This window comes from Arthrobacter sp. PL16 (genome assembly GCF_035985055.1).
Taxonomy (GTDB): Bacteria; Actinomycetota; Actinomycetes; order Actinomycetales; family Micrococcaceae; genus Arthrobacter_D; species Arthrobacter_D cheniae.
Window position 1 is genome coordinate 169,956 of record NZ_JAXCIC010000004.1, and the last position, 16,294, is coordinate 186,249.

Annotated in this window: 17 protein-coding genes; 9 read left to right on the plus strand and 8 right to left on the minus strand. The window is 62.4% G+C overall.

From position 1 onward, the window contains the following. Positions 1–3: 3 nt before the first annotated feature. A complete protein-coding gene (locus RCH21_RS10305) occupies positions 4–579 on the minus strand; it encodes a dihydrofolate reductase family protein (protein WP_326964303.1) in 576 nt (191 codons plus the stop codon). A 30-nt stretch (positions 580–609) separates the two neighbouring features. Continuing rightward, positions 610–735: a hypothetical protein gene (locus RCH21_RS10310; RefSeq protein WP_326964304.1), complete on the minus strand. Its 126-nt coding sequence runs from the start codon at positions 733–735 to the stop codon at positions 610–612. Between the two features lie 121 nt (positions 736–856). Here RCH21_RS10310 and RCH21_RS10315 point away from each other — a divergent pair, with 121 nt between their 5' ends. The 5 genes from RCH21_RS10315 (at position 857) to RCH21_RS10335 (ending at position 3,347) form a co-directional block, all read left to right on the plus strand. Continuing rightward, positions 857–1,021 carry a transmembrane 9 family protein gene (locus RCH21_RS10315; RefSeq protein ID WP_147394355.1) on the plus strand — a complete coding sequence of 55 codons (165 nt, stop codon included), beginning with the start codon at positions 857–859 and terminating at the stop codon, positions 1,019–1,021. 225 nt (positions 1,022–1,246) lie between these two features. Continuing rightward, a complete protein-coding gene (locus tag RCH21_RS10320) occupies positions 1,247–1,501 on the plus strand; it encodes a hypothetical protein (protein ID WP_120149121.1) in 255 nt (84 codons plus the stop codon). Between the two features lie 160 nt (positions 1,502–1,661). Further along, positions 1,662–2,390: a GAF and ANTAR domain-containing protein gene (locus RCH21_RS10325; protein ID WP_326964305.1), complete on the plus strand. Its 729-nt coding sequence runs from the start codon at positions 1,662–1,664 to the stop codon at positions 2,388–2,390. 202 nt (positions 2,391–2,592) lie between these two features. Continuing rightward, entirely contained in the window at positions 2,593–3,243 is a 651-nt protein-coding gene (locus tag RCH21_RS10330) for a GAF domain-containing protein (RefSeq protein ID WP_326964306.1), read from the plus strand. Then, entirely contained in the window at positions 3,207–3,347 is a 141-nt protein-coding gene (locus tag RCH21_RS10335) for a hypothetical protein (protein ID WP_326964307.1), read from the plus strand. The genes RCH21_RS10330 and RCH21_RS10335 overlap by 37 nt, the downstream gene beginning before the upstream one ends. Before the next feature lie 173 nt (positions 3,348–3,520). Here the strand turns inward: RCH21_RS10335 and RCH21_RS10340 are convergent, their stop codons facing one another. Beyond that, positions 3,521–4,765 carry an acyl-CoA dehydrogenase family protein gene (locus tag RCH21_RS10340; RefSeq protein ID WP_442784697.1) on the minus strand — a complete coding sequence of 415 codons (1,245 nt, stop codon included), beginning with the start codon at positions 4,763–4,765 and terminating at the stop codon, positions 3,521–3,523. 1,521 nt (positions 4,766–6,286) lie between these two features. On the opposite strand from RCH21_RS10340, the gene RCH21_RS10345 reads away from it, so the two are divergent. Beyond that, the gene (locus tag RCH21_RS10345) at positions 6,287–7,321 is read left to right on the plus strand and encodes an AAA family ATPase (protein WP_326964308.1); all 1,035 of its coding nucleotides are present in this window, start codon (positions 6,287–6,289) and stop codon (positions 7,319–7,321) included. Between the two features lie 305 nt (positions 7,322–7,626). Here the strand turns inward: RCH21_RS10345 and RCH21_RS10350 are convergent, their stop codons facing one another. After that, positions 7,627–7,803: a helix-turn-helix domain-containing protein gene (locus RCH21_RS10350; protein WP_326964423.1), complete on the minus strand. Its 177-nt coding sequence runs from the start codon at positions 7,801–7,803 to the stop codon at positions 7,627–7,629. Positions 7,804–8,801: 998 nt separating this feature from the next. Between RCH21_RS10350 and RCH21_RS10355 the strand changes: the two genes are divergently transcribed. Continuing rightward, a complete protein-coding gene (locus RCH21_RS10355; protein ID WP_326964309.1) occupies positions 8,802–9,617 on the plus strand; it encodes a slipin family protein in 816 nt (271 codons plus the stop codon). 201 nt (positions 9,618–9,818) lie between these two features. Here the strand turns inward: RCH21_RS10355 and nrdF are convergent, their stop codons facing one another. The 4 genes from nrdF to nrdH all read right to left on the minus strand — a co-directional run bounded on the left by nrdF (position 9,819) and on the right by nrdH (position 13,791). Further along, on the minus strand, positions 9,819–10,793 hold the full coding sequence (gene nrdF / locus RCH21_RS10360; RefSeq protein WP_120149132.1) for a class 1b ribonucleoside-diphosphate reductase subunit beta: 975 nt from the start codon (positions 10,791–10,793) through the stop codon (positions 9,819–9,821). Positions 10,794–10,878: 85 nt separating this feature from the next. Continuing rightward, positions 10,879–13,038 carry a class 1b ribonucleoside-diphosphate reductase subunit alpha gene (gene nrdE / locus RCH21_RS10365; RefSeq protein ID WP_326964310.1) on the minus strand — a complete coding sequence of 720 codons (2,160 nt, stop codon included), beginning with the start codon at positions 13,036–13,038 and terminating at the stop codon, positions 10,879–10,881. Further along, positions 13,035–13,508 (minus strand): class Ib ribonucleoside-diphosphate reductase assembly flavoprotein NrdI, encoded by a 474-nt coding sequence (nrdI, locus tag RCH21_RS10370; protein ID WP_120149134.1) that lies wholly within the window; start codon positions 13,506–13,508, stop codon positions 13,035–13,037. Before nrdI ends, nrdE begins: the two co-directional genes overlap by 4 nt. Positions 13,509–13,545: 37 nt before the next feature. Further along, complete coding sequence (gene nrdH / locus RCH21_RS10375) at positions 13,546–13,791, minus strand: glutaredoxin-like protein NrdH (RefSeq protein WP_120149135.1); 246 nt, start codon at positions 13,789–13,791, stop codon at positions 13,546–13,548. Between the two features lie 411 nt (positions 13,792–14,202). Here nrdH and RCH21_RS10380 point away from each other — a divergent pair, with 411 nt between their 5' ends. After that, the gene (locus RCH21_RS10380; RefSeq protein ID WP_326964311.1) at positions 14,203–15,156 is read left to right on the plus strand and encodes a LysR family transcriptional regulator; all 954 of its coding nucleotides are present in this window, start codon (positions 14,203–14,205) and stop codon (positions 15,154–15,156) included. An 86-nt stretch (positions 15,157–15,242) separates the two neighbouring features. After that, positions 15,243–16,286 carry an SDR family oxidoreductase gene (locus RCH21_RS10385; RefSeq protein ID WP_120149136.1) on the plus strand — a complete coding sequence of 348 codons (1,044 nt, stop codon included), beginning with the start codon at positions 15,243–15,245 and terminating at the stop codon, positions 16,284–16,286. Positions 16,287–16,294 lie beyond the last annotated feature (8 nt).

Genomic DNA, 16,294 nt, shown 5'->3' on the forward strand with positions numbered 1-16,294 from the left:
ATCTCAGTGGACTACGTCGTAGATGGCCTTAACGACACCGTTGGCGTAAGTCTCCGACTCGCGCAGGCGAAGCTGCTGCCGGTTCCTGTCCTCCGTGCTGAAGACTCTCTTGCCTGCGCCGAGCAGTACCGGAAACACCAGCAGGTTGTACCGGTCGATGAGGTTCGCGTCGGCGAGGGTCCGCGCGAGTTCAGGACTGCCGTGAATGAAGATTGCGCCACCCTCGCCTTGCTTGAGTGCCGCAACGTCTTCCAAGGAACGCAGGACACTCAATGGGCCCCACCCTTCGATGAGCCCGTCCTCGTCAAGAGTCGTAGAGACGACGTACTTGGGAAGGTCCTTATACGCTGCATGATCCTCTGATCCGACCCAAATCGGAGCGAACGCCTCATAGCTCCGACGTCCGAACATGAGGGCTGTCGTCTCCTCCAGTTCTTCGCCTTTCAAAGCAAAAGCCTCGGGTAGGAACTCGGTGCTGAAAACCCACCCGCCATTGCGGTGCCCCTCTTCAACGCCGCCGGGCGAATCCACCACCCCATCCACCGTCATGAATCCAGTCCACACCAGTTCTCGTGCCATCAAATACCTCCAATGCTCTTTTATGATTACCTACACGGTAGACGCGGCACGCAGCAGGAACTCATCGATCACCTCGAGAACGGTTTCGGGACTGAACCAGCAGATGTCGCTCAAAAACCCAGCACGTTCACCCCTGCGGATGACTGCGGCGGTCATGAACGAACGCAGTTACCGATGTATGCAAGGAGGTGCCGCACCGCCGCTCCTTTGCCACCCCAGTCATATGACAGTCTCGGGGGAGCAAACGAAGATTCAGGAAAGTGTGAAGGGTTGAGAGATGAAGACACTAGTACCGGCACTTCTTATCGTGCTCGGCTCGGTGCTCATGATTGCGCAGATCCATGCAGACAGTGAGCCCGGCGCGATCCCGCTTTCGCTGATCGTGATTGGTGCCATGTGGCTCCTCATGTCACTGGCCCGAAAGCGGCGGCACAGCGCATAGCTGCAGTAAGGCTTTCGATGGCTGGTCCTAGCAGAGCTACCGTACAGGTCTGGTCACTTCCCACGAGCGAACGGTTTCTCGGCAGAGGAGGCGCGGCAGGGCTCAGACCAGAAGGTGAGGTTGCTTATAGTACGTGCCTGTCTGGGGCTATTCCGGTTTTCCAGTGGTGTTTTGAAGAGCACGGGCATGAATCGTTTCCCGGTCAAAGCCTAAGCAGGCACCCGAATGACCGCACGGACCCAGCAACACAGCACCTGGCTTGCAGCACTCCGCGCTGATCTCAGCGCCGACGACCTGTGGGTCCATTACTACGGTATCGGCGGTTACCTCGGGGTCGTCGAGTTGGACGCCTACCTGCACGGCATGTATTTCCTGCCGCAGGGCGAACGGAACACCGTCGCTCTGGCCCTGAATGAACTGATCGACGATCTCCCTGAACGCCTCAAAGCTGAATTCGTGCACACTCCGCCCCTGGATTAGCACCATCCGCACGACACGCCGAACACGCACCAGGAACGATGGGGTGTTCGGTCACGAAAGCTGACACGCCATGTCGACACCCGATAAAGCACGGTCCCGCCCCACCACCGATCAAACCGCCAGTCATGATGTTCCCATTGCTGCCCACGATGCTGGTTCAGTGAGTGTAGGGGCGGGGTCGATCTCTGATGAGCTTCAGGACCTGGTTCTGAACAGTCCCGACATTGCCGTGTTCCTGAAGGAGATTTCTGAGCGTGCGGCGGCCGTCTTCTCCGCCCCGGGCGCTGACATCCGTCGCGCGGTCCTGCTGGTGCGGCCGCGGATGCAGTCGACGATGACCGGTAGCAGCCCGGAAGCCATAGCGATGGATGAGATTCAGACCAGGTACGACGACGGGCCGTGCCTGCGGGCCGCCAGATACCAGGAACCGTGCGTGGTCGAGGACTTCCGGAGCGATACACGCTTCGGTCGATACACCACCAGCATCCTACATACCGGAATCCGGTCCGCGCTCGGGGTTCCCATCCAGCTCGACGGCACTGCGGCGGCGGCCCTTGACCTGTACTCGACACGGCCCGGCGAGTTCGACTCGAGCAGCGTACAAGATGCCTTACGTCTTGCCGGGGAAGCATCGCGGGCGCTACGAACCGCGGTGCGGATCGCTCACTTCTCCGACGCCGCGAAGAACCTTCGGCTGGCGATGGACAGCCGGGCAACGATCCAGATCGCAACCGGCATCATCATGGGGCAAAGCCGGTGCAGCCACGACGCCGCGATGACCATCCTGAGATCCGCGTCGAGCAGCCGGAACACGAAACTCAGTGACATCGCCGCCTCGGTCCTGCTCTCCATCGGGCAGGAACCACCCACCGCCCATTTCGACTACTGAACCCGACCATCACGCCCCCCGGGAGGGCATTGCTTCGGAGGTCATGGTTCCGAAGACATGGCTGGTGAACAATCTCCTGCCGCCGGGGCGGCAGCAGTACAGTGAGAAGCAGATGTTGCGCGAGCGAGGTCTATCGGGGTTGAGCCTCCAGCCTCCTACCCGCGGGGGTGACACCCCTGCCTCGGACAGCTGAAGGCCTACCGTGAACACCACACCCACCTCCTCAACGCCCGGCTCCTCACCTGCTCGCGAACTCCTGGCGATTTTCGGCCGTAGCAACGGATACCTCCTCACCGAGCAGACCGCCCACGACGCCGTCGACGGGCTCGCAGGGATCGCCCGGGACATCATCACCTCCGCCGAGGGCGCCGGCGTGAGCATCATCGACACGGACGGCACCCGCACCAGCGTCGGAGCCACCAACCCTGACGTCCTCGAAGCCGACAACCTACAATACGAATTCGGTCAAGGACCCTGCATGAGCGCCTGGTCCACCGGTGAGCCGACCTACATCGCCGACACCCACACCGATGACCGGTTCCAGAAATGGACGTCCGCAGTGGCCGCGCTCGGTATCCGCTCGTGTCTGAGCGTGCCCCTGCTGAACAGGCCGACGGGACTCGGGGCGATGAAGGTCTACTCCACCACCGTCGACGCCTTCACCGACGAGGACCGGCGCCTGCTGATGAATCTCGCACGATCTGCCGCAGCCCTCCTGGGACACATCCAGGCCAGCGACACACCGCAACGCATCAGCGACGACGTCAAAGCATCCCTCGCCGATGGGACACGATCGGAGTCGCCCGCGGCATCCTCATGGAACGCTTTGATCTGGATCGGCAGGCGGCCATGAACCACCTGATCGACCTCGCCACCGACGCCAACACCACCATCGGCACGATGGCCGCCATTATCAGTGAGCGTCAGGACGGTCCCTACCCCAGCGGTAACTCATGACGATCACCACACTGCGGAGGAACAACGCCTGAAGTGCGATCCACGGATGAGGCTGCCCGTTCAGCAGGGGTAACTGCTGGGATCCAGTCCCCGTGCAGGCAGGGGGTGTGATTTCTGCACGGGGAGCGACGGCGGTCATCTCGGCGGTGTTAGTGAATTCGTCAGATGGTGAATCAGGTGTACCAGGTGGGTTCCGGGATCTGGTTGAGCAGGACGTACTCGCCGACCTCGCGCTTCTTGTAGGCGATCGGATCGTGGAGGCTGTGGGTGCGGAGGTTGCGCCAGAAAATGTCGAGGCCGACGTGGCTTGCGGAGGCGCGGGCGCCGGTAAGTTCGTACACCTTCGTCGCGATCTCCAGGCCATCGTCGACTATACGTAGCTTTCCGGCGGCAATCCGGACCGCGAGCTCACCGCGTTGGCGTTGGGTGAGGTCCTCCCGGGGCGCATGGAGCACTGCGCTGATCTCCGCACCGGCGGCGTCAAGGAGCGCTTCGTCGGCCCAGAGCTTGGACTGCAGTTCGCCGTAGCCTTCGAGGAGGTACCACTCTTCACTCGCGTGCTGCTTGTTGTCGCCGCCGTACGGCCATGCGCGTGTTGTCGTGCGGGTGTAGGCGGAGGCGGCGGCAAGTGCGCCTTGGGCGATGCCGAGATAGAAGTTCGCGAAGACGAGCTGGATGGTGGGAACGTTGAGGGTGTTGTAGACGAGCGGATTGAATTGTTTCTCGACGAACCCTGCGGCCGCGGCCCATGGGACACGAACGTCACGGATTTCGACCGAGCCGGATTCGGTAAGACGCTGGCCCAGGCTGTCCCAATTGTCAGCGAAGATGATCCCCTCTTGCGCGGTCGGGACAATCGCGAAGATGTGAGTTTCGGTTCCCTCCAGAACGCCCTCGAGTACGGTGAGATCGGAGATCTGCCCGCCAGTGGAGAATGACTTGTTTCCCGAGTAGACGAGCTCGCCGCCCTCTTCTCGGATAGTGAGGTCGGAGTCGCGCGGGTTGACGGCGCCTCCGAAGACGAAGTTGTTGCTCGTGTAGAGCTCCTCGACAGCTGCAATCTGCTCGTCCGTCGCGACGAGGCGTGCCGCCCATGCCCACAAATAGTGGTAGCCGAGCACCTGACCGATCGAACCATCACCGCGTGCGACGGCCCGGATGACCTTGTATGCGGTGTCCCAACTCTCTCCCGCGCCGCCGTGCTCCTGGGGTCCGAGCAGGGTCACGAGACCAGAGTCCTTGAGCAGCTGCACCTCTGCATGCGGGGTCTCATTCGCACGATCGCGTTCCAGTGCGTCCGACGCCAGAATATCCGCGACTTCCTGCGCCCGCGCGATCCACCCGATGCTATTTTGAGGAGCCTCTGCGTTCCGCCATCGATTCGTAAAACCTGTTGTCGATGAATCCGTAATTGTCACGTTCTTACCTTTCGGTTTGTTTGATGTGGAGCCCCATTCACGATGCCAGCGGCTACCGGTGTCGCGATGGTTCTCGTTCGAGCGACACGGGACGCAATCCCGTGCTCTTACGCTCCAGTTCGGCCCCAAGCTCCCCTGCGATCGGAATGACATAAGTGCCGAAAGTCTCGATTTCTTCAACTGGGTCCGGAAATCGTCGTTGTACTTCATCAGGTCCTCGAAATGAGGAATCGGCCCATATCCCTTTCTCACAGTAGAGAGCGATCGAGGCAGGAACACGTCTATTAATGACCGTGACCGGTTGTTACCGAGCGTGACGATTTGCGTCGGAAGGTTAACAACCGTTGGTCCGAGGGGCTGCTAGGAAAGTCAACGCATGCAGGACCCACACGATGATATGCGCGCTGAGGGCGCGTCGACGTCAACACTGATTCGATGAAGATTGACCATGCGCGTGCATCGGCGAACGAACGGGACCCCACCGCTCAGCGCAATTGCTTGGTAGCCCTCGGCGTAGCACTCGATGACATCGACAACGACCACAGACGGACCGGGCAATTCATTCTCGCTCGGGTCGTCGCGAAGCGATGGCAGCAGTCAGGAGAGGTCACACTCTCGTTGTCGCCACATTCGACCACTTCGCACGTTCTCTCCCAGACGCTCGCTGAGCCGGAGCGCCAGCGTCGACGGCCCCACCGATCTCGCTGAGCATCTTCTTCTCAACGTCCCTGGCATGATCGCTGAGTCCGAAGCCGACCTCGTCCGCATGAGAACACGTGAGGATCCGGCAGTAGCCAAAGGTCAGCTGCGAGGTAAGACGCCGAAACTATCCGCATCACAGCGCCGGCATTTGCTCGAGCTGAACCCCGCGCGAAAATCCGAAGGCGCGACCGGTTCGAGGATGCCGTCTACCTGACCGGCGTCACCCTGAAGGACATCGAAGCGCTAGTACCCCACCTTCCGCAAGGCACCTTCTCCGGGCTCGATCGCGATTTCGACCGCGTGTGCACAAGTGCCGGTGCTACCACGTGGCTACCGGACCTCGAACGCTGGGCACTCGCGAACCTACCGGTCGCGCATCCCCTGCCCGAGATCATCAACTCACTCATCGGCGCCTGCAACGGCATCCATCGGATGGGTGAGGGCACATCACTCCCCTGGTGTTTCGGACCTGCCGGGAAGGAGCCGGCGACGGTCCGTGGGCCGAAACCGGGGAAGGATAGATTTCCCTGCGCCGAAACGGTCGGCGCGTAAAAACCCTATAGGGACAGTTACGAGCTGCTTCACACCCATGTGCGAAGGGGCCCGGTCGGCTGCATGAGAACAATCATCACGTTTCCGCGGGTGCTTCAGCATATTTCGGCGTCAAGTTGCGCACGTAGCCTGTACCACCCTGTCCGTGCGTAGGCCGGAGTACTACAGTTGCGACGCGCGCACCAGAGGGCAATGCTCTCCCAGCACGCCCGATGAACCCCCGCGAATCACCCACTCGCGGCCCAACAGTCTCCCCAGGAGGAACGCATGGCTGCCAGCCGCAACCCACTCGAGGATCTGCGCGAAACACTCAGTCATCTCACGGAGCAGCTCAAACTGCCAGGTTCGGAACGGGTCGATGACCTGGTCGGTGATCTTTTCGGTGGGCGTCCAGGGCCGGCCCGGCCACTCTCCGAGGTGCAGGCCGAACTCGACGCTCTGGTAGGGCTGGAAACCGTGAAGGAACAGGTGCGGGCCCTCGTCGCCTTGCTACAGGTCCAGGCTCGCCGCAAGGCGCACGGCCTTCCAGAGGTGGCTACGTCCCAACATCTGGTGTTCCTGGGGAACCCAGGCACGGGCAAAACCACCGTCGCACGGCTCCTGGCCGAGATGTACCGCGCGGTTGGCCTGCTGCAGAAGGGCCATCTGGTTGAGGTTGACAGGTCAGGCCTGGTGGGACAGTACGTCGGCGCCACCGCCATCAAAACTGATCGCGTCATTCGGCGGGCACTCGACGGCGTTCTGTTCATCGACGAGGCATATGCGTTGTCCCCCGAGGACGGCCGGATGGACTTCGGCCCCGAGGCCATTGAGGTCCTGCTCAAACGGATGGAGGATCACCGGCACCGCCTTGTGGTGATCGTGGCCGGCTACCCACAGCTAATGGAGGCATTTCTGCTCTCGAACCCCGGCCTGCGTTCCAGGTTCGCACGTGAAATCACCTTTCCCGACTACTCGGTCGACGCCCTCCAGACGATCTTCAACCAGATGCTGGTCCAACACGAGTACACCTTGGAGCCGGGCGCGGATGAGATGCTGCGCCGTATCCTTTCCGGAATTCACGCCGGCGAGGACTCAGGCAACGCTCGCTTTGCCCGCACGCTCTTCGAGCAGGCGCTCAACCGGCAGGCACTGCGGCTCTCGCTCGACGAAGACCGGAACCTCGACACCCTCGATCGTGACGAGGTAATGACGCTTACGACGGACGACCTTGACGAGGCCGCCCGAGCCCTGGGTGCGGGACCGGCACCCGAACCCCAGTCCGAACCCGAACCGTCACGGTGGTGGCACTGGCTGACGTAGGAAGCGCTTGACCGATGGAAATCTGTGCCCCTGACGTTCTCAGCGAGCGAGGTGGTGAGTGATACGCGTGCCCCATCCCCCGGACTCACCCGGACGCCCCTCGGGGCGCCCGCCACCGGAGGTGGGGCCGTCCTTCACTGCATCGGACGACGTCGAGCTGATTGGCCGACGATCACGATGGCCACGACGTACAGGTCCATCGCGACGGTTCGACAAGCTACCGTTCAACCGGACGCGACCCTTCTCACCCTGCGCTTCGATGAGATGGGAGCTTTACTGATTGCGGAACCCGGACGGGCCGTGAATCAGTGTCCTGAATTTACCGATTCCAGGTATTGCTGCATAGACGTTTCCGATACCCGGTAGGAACGGCCGAACCGTATACCGGTCAGGGCTCCGGACTGCACCAAGCGGTAGACCGTCATTTTCGACACCCGCATCTGAGCGGCTATCTCCGCAACTGTCAGAAGGTTCGTCGTCATGATGTTGTCCTGTTCTATTGCCACATCTGCTCCTCGAGACTCGGCTGTCACTACGGTGTCTCTGTTAACAGTGAGCACATCCTGTACGCACCACACGAGTAGTGGCTACCTGCTTTACGCCTCACCTCATAGGTAGGGCACATCGAAAGCACCCGATCCAAGTGCTGGGGATGCCACCACAATCACCTGGCAACATCAGCACACGCCAAGCCAGTAGCGCCACATCCATCCACTTCCTTTCCGACCCACCAAGAACCTGTAGTGGAGGAGAACCAGCAACGCTCACAGCTGCAAAGGGAGCGGACGCGCATGTCAGTTAACCGCAAGATGGTTCGAGACTCCCGCTTCATGTCCCGATTCGCGCTTTACCCCGACCTGACGTTGACGGCATCCATCATGCACACCGTGGACCATCAGCGCCTTCACCTCACGTATCTCTACGGCCATCAGAAGTTCCACGGCGGCGACTCAGACCGAATCCTGATTTAACTAATCATGCGCAGCGCTCAGCAGCGCCGGCTCAGCGTCAACGCTGAATGCAAAGCGGCACGAGCGTTCCTGCTGGAGAATCCCGCACCACATCCTCCTTCGCGGCCAAGATCTGCAGCTTGCCGTGCCAGCTGCATTGCTTTCTCGTCGTGGGCCGGAGGAGCCTGTGGACATCACCCAAGTAGATGAACCGCCCGGCGCTAACCAGGCCCGTAGGAGCTGACCGACTCCTGGGCAGCCTCGAGCTCGCCCTCGACGGCGAGTGACGCATGGAACATTTCGGCTCCGCGCGATGCTTCGGACTGCGGTGTATGTTCGCGGTTTCCGCCTGTGACTGGACTCCCCATGCGTTTTCATGTGGTCAGCCTCAGTAGCGCCTGCGGCCCAGGTCCGACCACGGGGTCAAGGCCCATTTCCGACCATTGGTGGGACGATAGAGAAAGGACACCTGTCACGGCGCCGACCCGGCGTCGGCAGGTTCCGCTCAAGGAAATCAGGAGGGGATCCTGATGGACCCCACCACTATTGTCGTTGCCGTCGTCCTCGTCCTACTGCTGCTCATCGGTGCGAAGCTGTCGATTCACATCGTGCGTCAATACGAGAAGGGCGTGCTGTTCCGACTCGGCAGGGTCATCGGAGTCAGGGATCCCGGGCTGCGGCTGATTATCCCGGTCATCGACCGGCTGCCGTTGGTGAGCCTGAGGATCGTGACCATGCCGATCCAGTCCCAGGGCATCATCACTCAGGACAACGTAAGCGTCGACGTGTCCGCTGTCGCGTACTACAGGGTGGTCGACGCCGAAAAGTCCGTGGTTGCGATCGAAAACGTGGCCGCGGCCATCAACCAGATCGCTCAGACGACGTTGCGGAAAGTCGTCGGCCGCCACACCCTGGACCAGACCCTGTCCGAAACCGAACGGATCAACCTCGACATCCGGGAAATCCTCGATGTACTCACTATCGAATGGGGCGTCGAAGTCACCCTGGTCGAACTGAAGGACATCCAGCTGCCCGACACCATGAAACGCGCCATGGCCCGCCAAGCTGAAGCCGAGCGCGAGAAGAGGGCTAAGATCATCGCCGCTGAAGGCGAGGCCATCGCCGCAGCAGCCCTCGGAGACGCCTCCGACACCATGATGGCTCACCCGCTGGCTCTGCAGCTGAGGAACCTGCAGTCCCTGGTCGAGATCGGCGTCGATAAGAACACCACGGTCGTCTTCCCTGCCCCGCTGATGAGCACCATCGGTGAGCTCTCCGCATTCCTCGCTCGCGAGAACCAAGCCGCGGCATCCTCGAACAACACGACACCCATCAAAGCGGCGTAATCCTCAGCCGATGGACGCACCTGTCCGGCGGTCCTCCGAAGAAACTGGACGAACCACCCCTTCAGCCCTCCGTGACCTGAAGGATGTCCGGGAACCTAAAGCCACGGGTAAAAGGGTCTACGGTCCTTCCCTGGCACGCCGTCGGCGGAGTGACAGCTTCAGCAGACCATCCTTCCAACCAGGCCTGTAGCGAGTCCGCGGTTAGAAGTCCCAGTCCTCGTCCTCGGTGTTCACGGCCTTGCCGATCACGTACGAGGAACCCGAGCCGGAGAAGAAGTCGTGGTTCTCGTCGGCGTTCGGGGACAGTGCCGAGAGGATCGCCGGGCTCACGTCGGTCACGGAGGACGGGAACATCGCCTCGTAGCCCAGGTTCATCAGCGCCTTGTTGGCGTTGTAGTGCAGGAACTTCTTGACGTCCTCGGCCAGGCCGACGGAGTCGTAGAGGTCGTGCGTGTACTGGACCTCGTTCTCGTACAGCTCGAAGAGCAGCTCGAACGTGTAGTCCTTGATCTCCTGGCGGCGCTCCGGCGTCGCGCTCTCCAGGCCGCGCTGGAACTTGTAGCCGATGTAGTACCCGTGCACTGCCTCGTCACGGATGATCAGGCGGATCAGGTCCGCCGTGTTCGTCAGCTTGGCGCGTGAGGACCAGTACATGGGCAGGTAGAACCCGGAGTAGAAGAGGAAGGACTCGAGCAGCGTCGAGGCGACCTTGCGCTTCAGGGGGTCATCGCCGCGGTAGTAGTCCGTGACGATGCTCGCCTTCCTCTGCAGGTTCACGTTCTCCGTGGACCAGCGGAACGCCTCGTCGATCTCCTTGGTGGAGGCCAGCGTGGAGAAGATCGACGAGTAACTCTTCGCGTGCACCGACTCCATGAACGCGATGTTCGTAAGGACGGCTTCCTCGTGCGGCGTGATGGCGTCGGGAATCAGACTGACGGCGCCGACGGTCGCCTGCACTGTGTCCAGCAGGGTGAGACCGGCGAACACGCGCATGGTGAGTTGCTGCTCTTCCGGCGTCAGCGTCGCCCACGACTGGACGTCGTTCGACAGCGGCACCTTTTCGGGCAGCCAGAAGTTGTTCACCAGGCGGTTCCAGACGTCCACGTCCTTGTCATCCTGGATGCGGTTCCAGTTGATGGCCTGGACCTGACTGACGAGCTTCAGCTTCTCGCTCATGTGGTGTTCCTTGTCTGGGTAATGACGATGCCGGTGGTGCCGAGAATGCCAGGCCAGGCTTCGTGCCTGGCCTGGCGGATACTGCCTAGAGCATGCAGCTGACGCAGTTGTCCACCTCGGTGCCCTCGAGAGCCAGCTGGCGGAGGCGGATGTAGTAGATGGTCTTGATGCCCTTGCGCCAGGCGTAGATCTGGGCCTTGTTGATCTCGCGGGTGGTGGCGGTGTCCTTGAAGAACAGCGTCAGGGACAGGCCCTGGTCCACGTGCTGCGTAGCCGCGGCGTAGGTGTCGATGATCTTCTCGAACCCGATCTCGTACGCATCCTGGTAGTACTCCAGGTTGTCGTTGGTGAGGTACGGCGCCGGGTAGTACACGCGGCCCAGCTTGCCTTCCTTGCGGATCTCGATCTTCGACGCCACGGGGTGGATGGACGACGTCGAGTTGTTGATGTACGAGATGGAGCCGGTCGGCGGAACGGCCTGGAGGTTCTGGTTGTAGATGCCGTGCGCCATGACCGAGGCCTTGAGCGCACGCCAGTCCTCCTGCGTGGGGACGTGCACATCGGCGAACAGCTCACGCACGCGCGCCGTCGTCGGCTCCCAGACCTGCTCGGTGTACTTGTCGAAGAACTCGCCGCTGGCGTAGGTGGAACGCTCGAAGCCGGCGAAGGTGCGCCCGGTCTCGATGGCCATCAGGTTCGACGCCCGGATGCAGTGGTACACCACGGAGTAGAAGTAGATGTTCGTGAAGTCCAGGCCCTCCTCCGAGCCGTAGTGGACGCGCTCACGGGCCAGGTAACCGTGCAGGTTCATCTGGCCGAGACCGATGGCATGCGAGGCATCATTGCCGGCGGCGATCGACGGGACCGAGCTGATGTGGCTCATGTCCGAGACGGCCGAGAGGGTGCGGATGGCAGTCTCGATGGTCCGGCCGAAGTCGGGCGAGTCCATGGTCTTCGCAATGTTCAGCGAGCCGAGGTTGCAGGAGATGTCCTTACCCACGGAGTCGTAGGACAGGTCCTCGTTGTACGTGGTGGGCTGCGAGACCTGAAGGATCTCGGAGCACAGATTGGACATGATGATCTTGCCGTCGATCGGGTTGGCCCGGTTCACGGTGTCCTCGAACATGATGTACGGGTAACCGGACTCGAACTGGATCTCCGCGAGGGTCTGGAAGAACTCGCGGGCCTTGATCTTGGTCTTCTTGATGCGGGCGTCGTCCACCATCTCGTAGTACTTCTCGGTGACCGAGATGTCGGAGAACGGCATGCCGTAGACGCGCTCGACGTCGTACGGCGAGAACAGGTACATGTCCTCGTCGCGCTTGGCGAGCTCGAACGTGATATCGGGGACGACGACGCCGAGGGACAGCGTCTTGATCCGGATCTTCTCGTCCGCGTTCTCACGCTTGGTGTCGAGGAAGCGGTTGATATCCGGGTGGTGTGCGTGCAGGTACACGGCGCCGGCACCCTGGCGGGCACCGAGCTGGTTGGCGTACGAGAAGCTGTCCTCGAGGAGCTTCATCACGGGGATGACGCCGGAGGACTGGTTCTCGATCTGCTTGATCGGCGCGCCGACCTCGCGGATGTTGGTGAGGGCGAAGGCCACACCTCCGCCGCGCTTGGAGAGCTGCAGTGCCGAGTTGATGGACCGGCCGATCGACTCCATGTTGTCTTCGATGCGAAGCAGGAAGCAGGAGACCAGCTCACCGCGCTGGCGCTTGCCGGCGTTGAGGAACGTCGGGGTGGCGGGCTGGAAGCGGCCGTCGATGATCTCGTCGACCATCTGCACGGCGAGTTGTTCGTTGCCGCGGGCCAGGTGCAGGGCGACCATGCAGACGCGGTCCTCGTAGCGCTCGAGGTAGCGCTTGCCGTCGAACGTCTTCAGCGTGTACGAGGTGTAGTACTTGAAGGCTCCGAGAAAGGTCTCGAAGCGGAACTTCTTGGCGTAGGCGCGCTTGAAGAGGTCGCGGATGAAGTTCATCGTGTACTGGTGGAGCGTCTCCCGCTCGTAGTACTCGTTCTTCACGAGGTAGTCGAGCTTCTCCTCGAGGTCGTGGAAGAACACCGTGTTGTTGTTCACGTGCTGCAGGAAGTACTGGTGCGCGGCCTCACGGTCGGCGTCGAACTGGATCTCCCCGTCCGCCCCGTACAGGTTGAGCATGGCGTTCAGCTCGTGGTAGCCCATGTCCTTGAAGCGGTCCACCGTGGCTGCGGGTGCGCCCGTCTCCGTCTCTGCAACGCTCATGTCCAAAACTCTTCCAATCCTCTGGTTACTCGGTCTACGTCCTCGGACGTGCCCATGACTTCAAATCTGTACAGGACGGGGACATTGCATTTGGCGGCGACGATGTCGGCGGCAAGGCAGTAGGTCTCACCGAAGTTGGTGTTACCCGCCCCGATGACCCCCCGAAGGAGGCTGCGGTTCTGCTGGTTGTTCAGGAACTTCACGACCTGCCGGGGCACCGCACCCTGACCGGTGATTCCTCCATATGTGGGAAGAACCAGGACGTAGGGCTGGGCTGCCCGCAGGGTAGGCTCCTTGGTGAGCAACGGCATGCGTGCGGCCCGGACGCCCAGCTTCTCGACGAAGCGGTGAGTGTTGTCGGAGACCGACGAGAAGTAGATCAGCGAGGCATCGGTGACAGGGCCTTCCGCTGACCCGGCGTCTGCCGGGTCAGCGGTGGTGGCTCGGTCTTCCACGGTGAGGGTGGTCATCCTGATGCCTGGTCCGCGAATCCCCTGGCGGGGTCGGTCAGGCTACCGAGCTGATGGCGGAGCCTGCGATGGCGCTGATCTTGTCAGGACGGAATCCGGACCAGTGGTCGTTGTCCGTGATGACGACCGGAGCCTGCATGTAACCCATGGAGCGCACGCGCTCGAGAGCGGCGGGGTCCTGCGAGATGTCGACGCTCTGGTAGGCGATGCCCTTCTTGTCCAGAGCGCGGTAGGTGGCATTGCACTGTACGCAAGCCGGCTTCGTATAAACCGTGACCGTCATGTCCTAGTCCCCTTTTCGTTACTGCTGTCGTGCTGTGTCATGAGTGGAGCGCGGCCCCGGATAGGGGAAGAAATCCGGGGATTCCCGCGCCTCCGGGCCCATGCCCGTTCAGCGGTTGTTCTGTCCCTCGATACTACATCTAGTGCGACCCGCACGTGCAAACCCCTAGATGATGTATTACAAGTATGTCATTACGGGAGTGAGTAGTCCACACGATGCCCACAGATCAGGTCTCCTCAAAACCCCGGAAACCAGCCGATCTTGGAGCCGAAACGAGGGCCGGTCCACAGCCTGTGGAGTACTTGCACACAGGCTGGAAAACCTTCGTGTCGGACTCGGATGGGCGTGTCGCAACGGTCCGGTGTACAAGACTGGGCTGAGCAACCGGCCGACTGGAAGAGGTAAGTGCTGATGGTCAACCCGATCCACCTGCGGACACTGCTCGAGGTGATCCGTCACGGATCTTTCAGTGCAGCCGCCACCAGTCTGGGGTATACGGCGTCGGCGGTCTCGCAGCAAATGTCTGCTCTCGAACGCGACACCGGCGCCACGCTCTTCACCCGGTCCCCGCGCAGTGCCATTCCGACTGATGCCGCCATCGCGATGTCACGCCACGCGTCGAAGGTCCTGACGGACATCGACGCCCTCCTTGCCTCGACGGCCCGCGCCGACGCCGGACCGGCGCACGAATTGCGGCTCGGCATCTTCCCCAGCCTCGCGACCTTCGCACTCCCCCGACTGCTGCGCATGGCGGAGTGGCAGCGACTGAGCGTCTCGCTGCGACTCTTCGTCGGAGAACCCGCACACACCATCCAGGGGCTGCGCACGGGCGGTGACCTGGATCTGGCCCTCGTCTACCAGGTCGGGCAGGCGGGACTCGCCTGGCCGTCGACGCTGAGCCGCCAGTGGATCGGGGACGACGATTTCCGGGTCATCCTCCCAGCGAGCTGGGGCATCCGCAGCGGCGCCCGCGTGACGGCGGACCAGCTTGCCGACATGCCGTGGATCATGCACCACCCGGGGACTGCGGACGCCACGGTCATCGAGCGCCTCTTCGCCAGCTGCAACCTGCACCCCCGCATCGCCGCCTACTGCGACGACTTCAACGCGACCCTCGAACTCACGGCCGCGGGCCTGGGCGCGGCACTGGTGCCCGAACTCGCCATGATCAGCCGACCCGCGGGTATCGTGGCCCTCGACGTCCCGGAGATCCGGCTTGCACGCAGCATCTTCGCCCTCCGCATGGGAGACGCCGACGACGCACGCGTGCGCTTGTTCATGGATCAGCTCGCCGACATCCTCAGAACCCAGAGCATCGGGCCCAAGCACATCGAGCAGCCATACGCATCCACCTCCGACCACTGATTTCCCGTTGCAGCGCATCCCACCGCCTCCGTACCTTCAGGACAGCGGCGGGTGCAGGCCTGCCCTGCACGAGTCGGAGGAAGCGCATGCGGATCAAGAACAGCGTCGTCGTCATCACCGGAGCAGCGAGCGGCATCGGACGCGCCACAGCCCTCCGCTTCGCACGTCGTCACGTGAGCCTCGTTCTCGCGAGCAGGCGCCTGGAGGCACTCGAATCGCTCGTGGCCGAGTGCACGGCCCTCGGCTCGCGGGCGATCGCGGTGCCGACGGACACCTCGGAGCACGACGCCGTCCAGGAACTGGCGAGCCGGGCCGTCGAGGAGTTCGGGCGTATCGACGTATGGGTCAACAACGCTGCGGTCTCCTTCTTCTCCCCCTTCCTCGAGGTACCGCTGAGGGACTTCGAGCGCGTAATCGATGTGAACCTCATGGGCTACGTCTACGGTGCCCGTGCCGCCCTCGAGCGAATGCAGGATCAGGGCGCGGGCGTCCTGGTCAACGTGGCATCGATCGTCGGGGAGGTGCCACAGCCCTACACCTCCGCCTATTCGGTCTCCAAAGCCGCCGTCCGCGCCCTCGGTGTCAGCCTCCGGTCCGAGCTGATGCTCGACCGGAAGAAACACATCCACGTCTGCACCGTGCTGCCTCCCACCATCGACACGCCCTTCTTCCACCACGCGGCGAACTACACAGGACGCCGGGCCGTAGCGATGCCCCCGGTCTACACTCCCGATCGCGTCGCCAAGGCGATCATGGGCGTCGTCGAAGCGCCGACCCGCGAGGTCGCCGTCGGGCGGATCGGCCGCTCCATGGTGCGGCAGCACCGGCTCATGCCGGGCCGCCTGGAGAAGGTGATGGCTCACCAGGTGGAGCACACGCACCTGTCCAGGAAAGAAGCGGCGGAGGACTCCAGCGGGAATCTGTACGGGCCCTCGCTCGACCCCGCGGACGCGCGTGTGACCGGCGGGTGGAGCGGCAGGCGACGTACCGCCCAGCGCACCATCATGGGTACCGCGCTCCTCGGAGCCGGAGTCGGCGCCGTCGTCTTCGCCGAGCCCCTGAAGGCCGCTGCTCCGGTGCTCGCGAAACGGGCGGCTGCCCTGGGGCGTGCTGTCGTCGGGAATGCCTGATCCGCTGA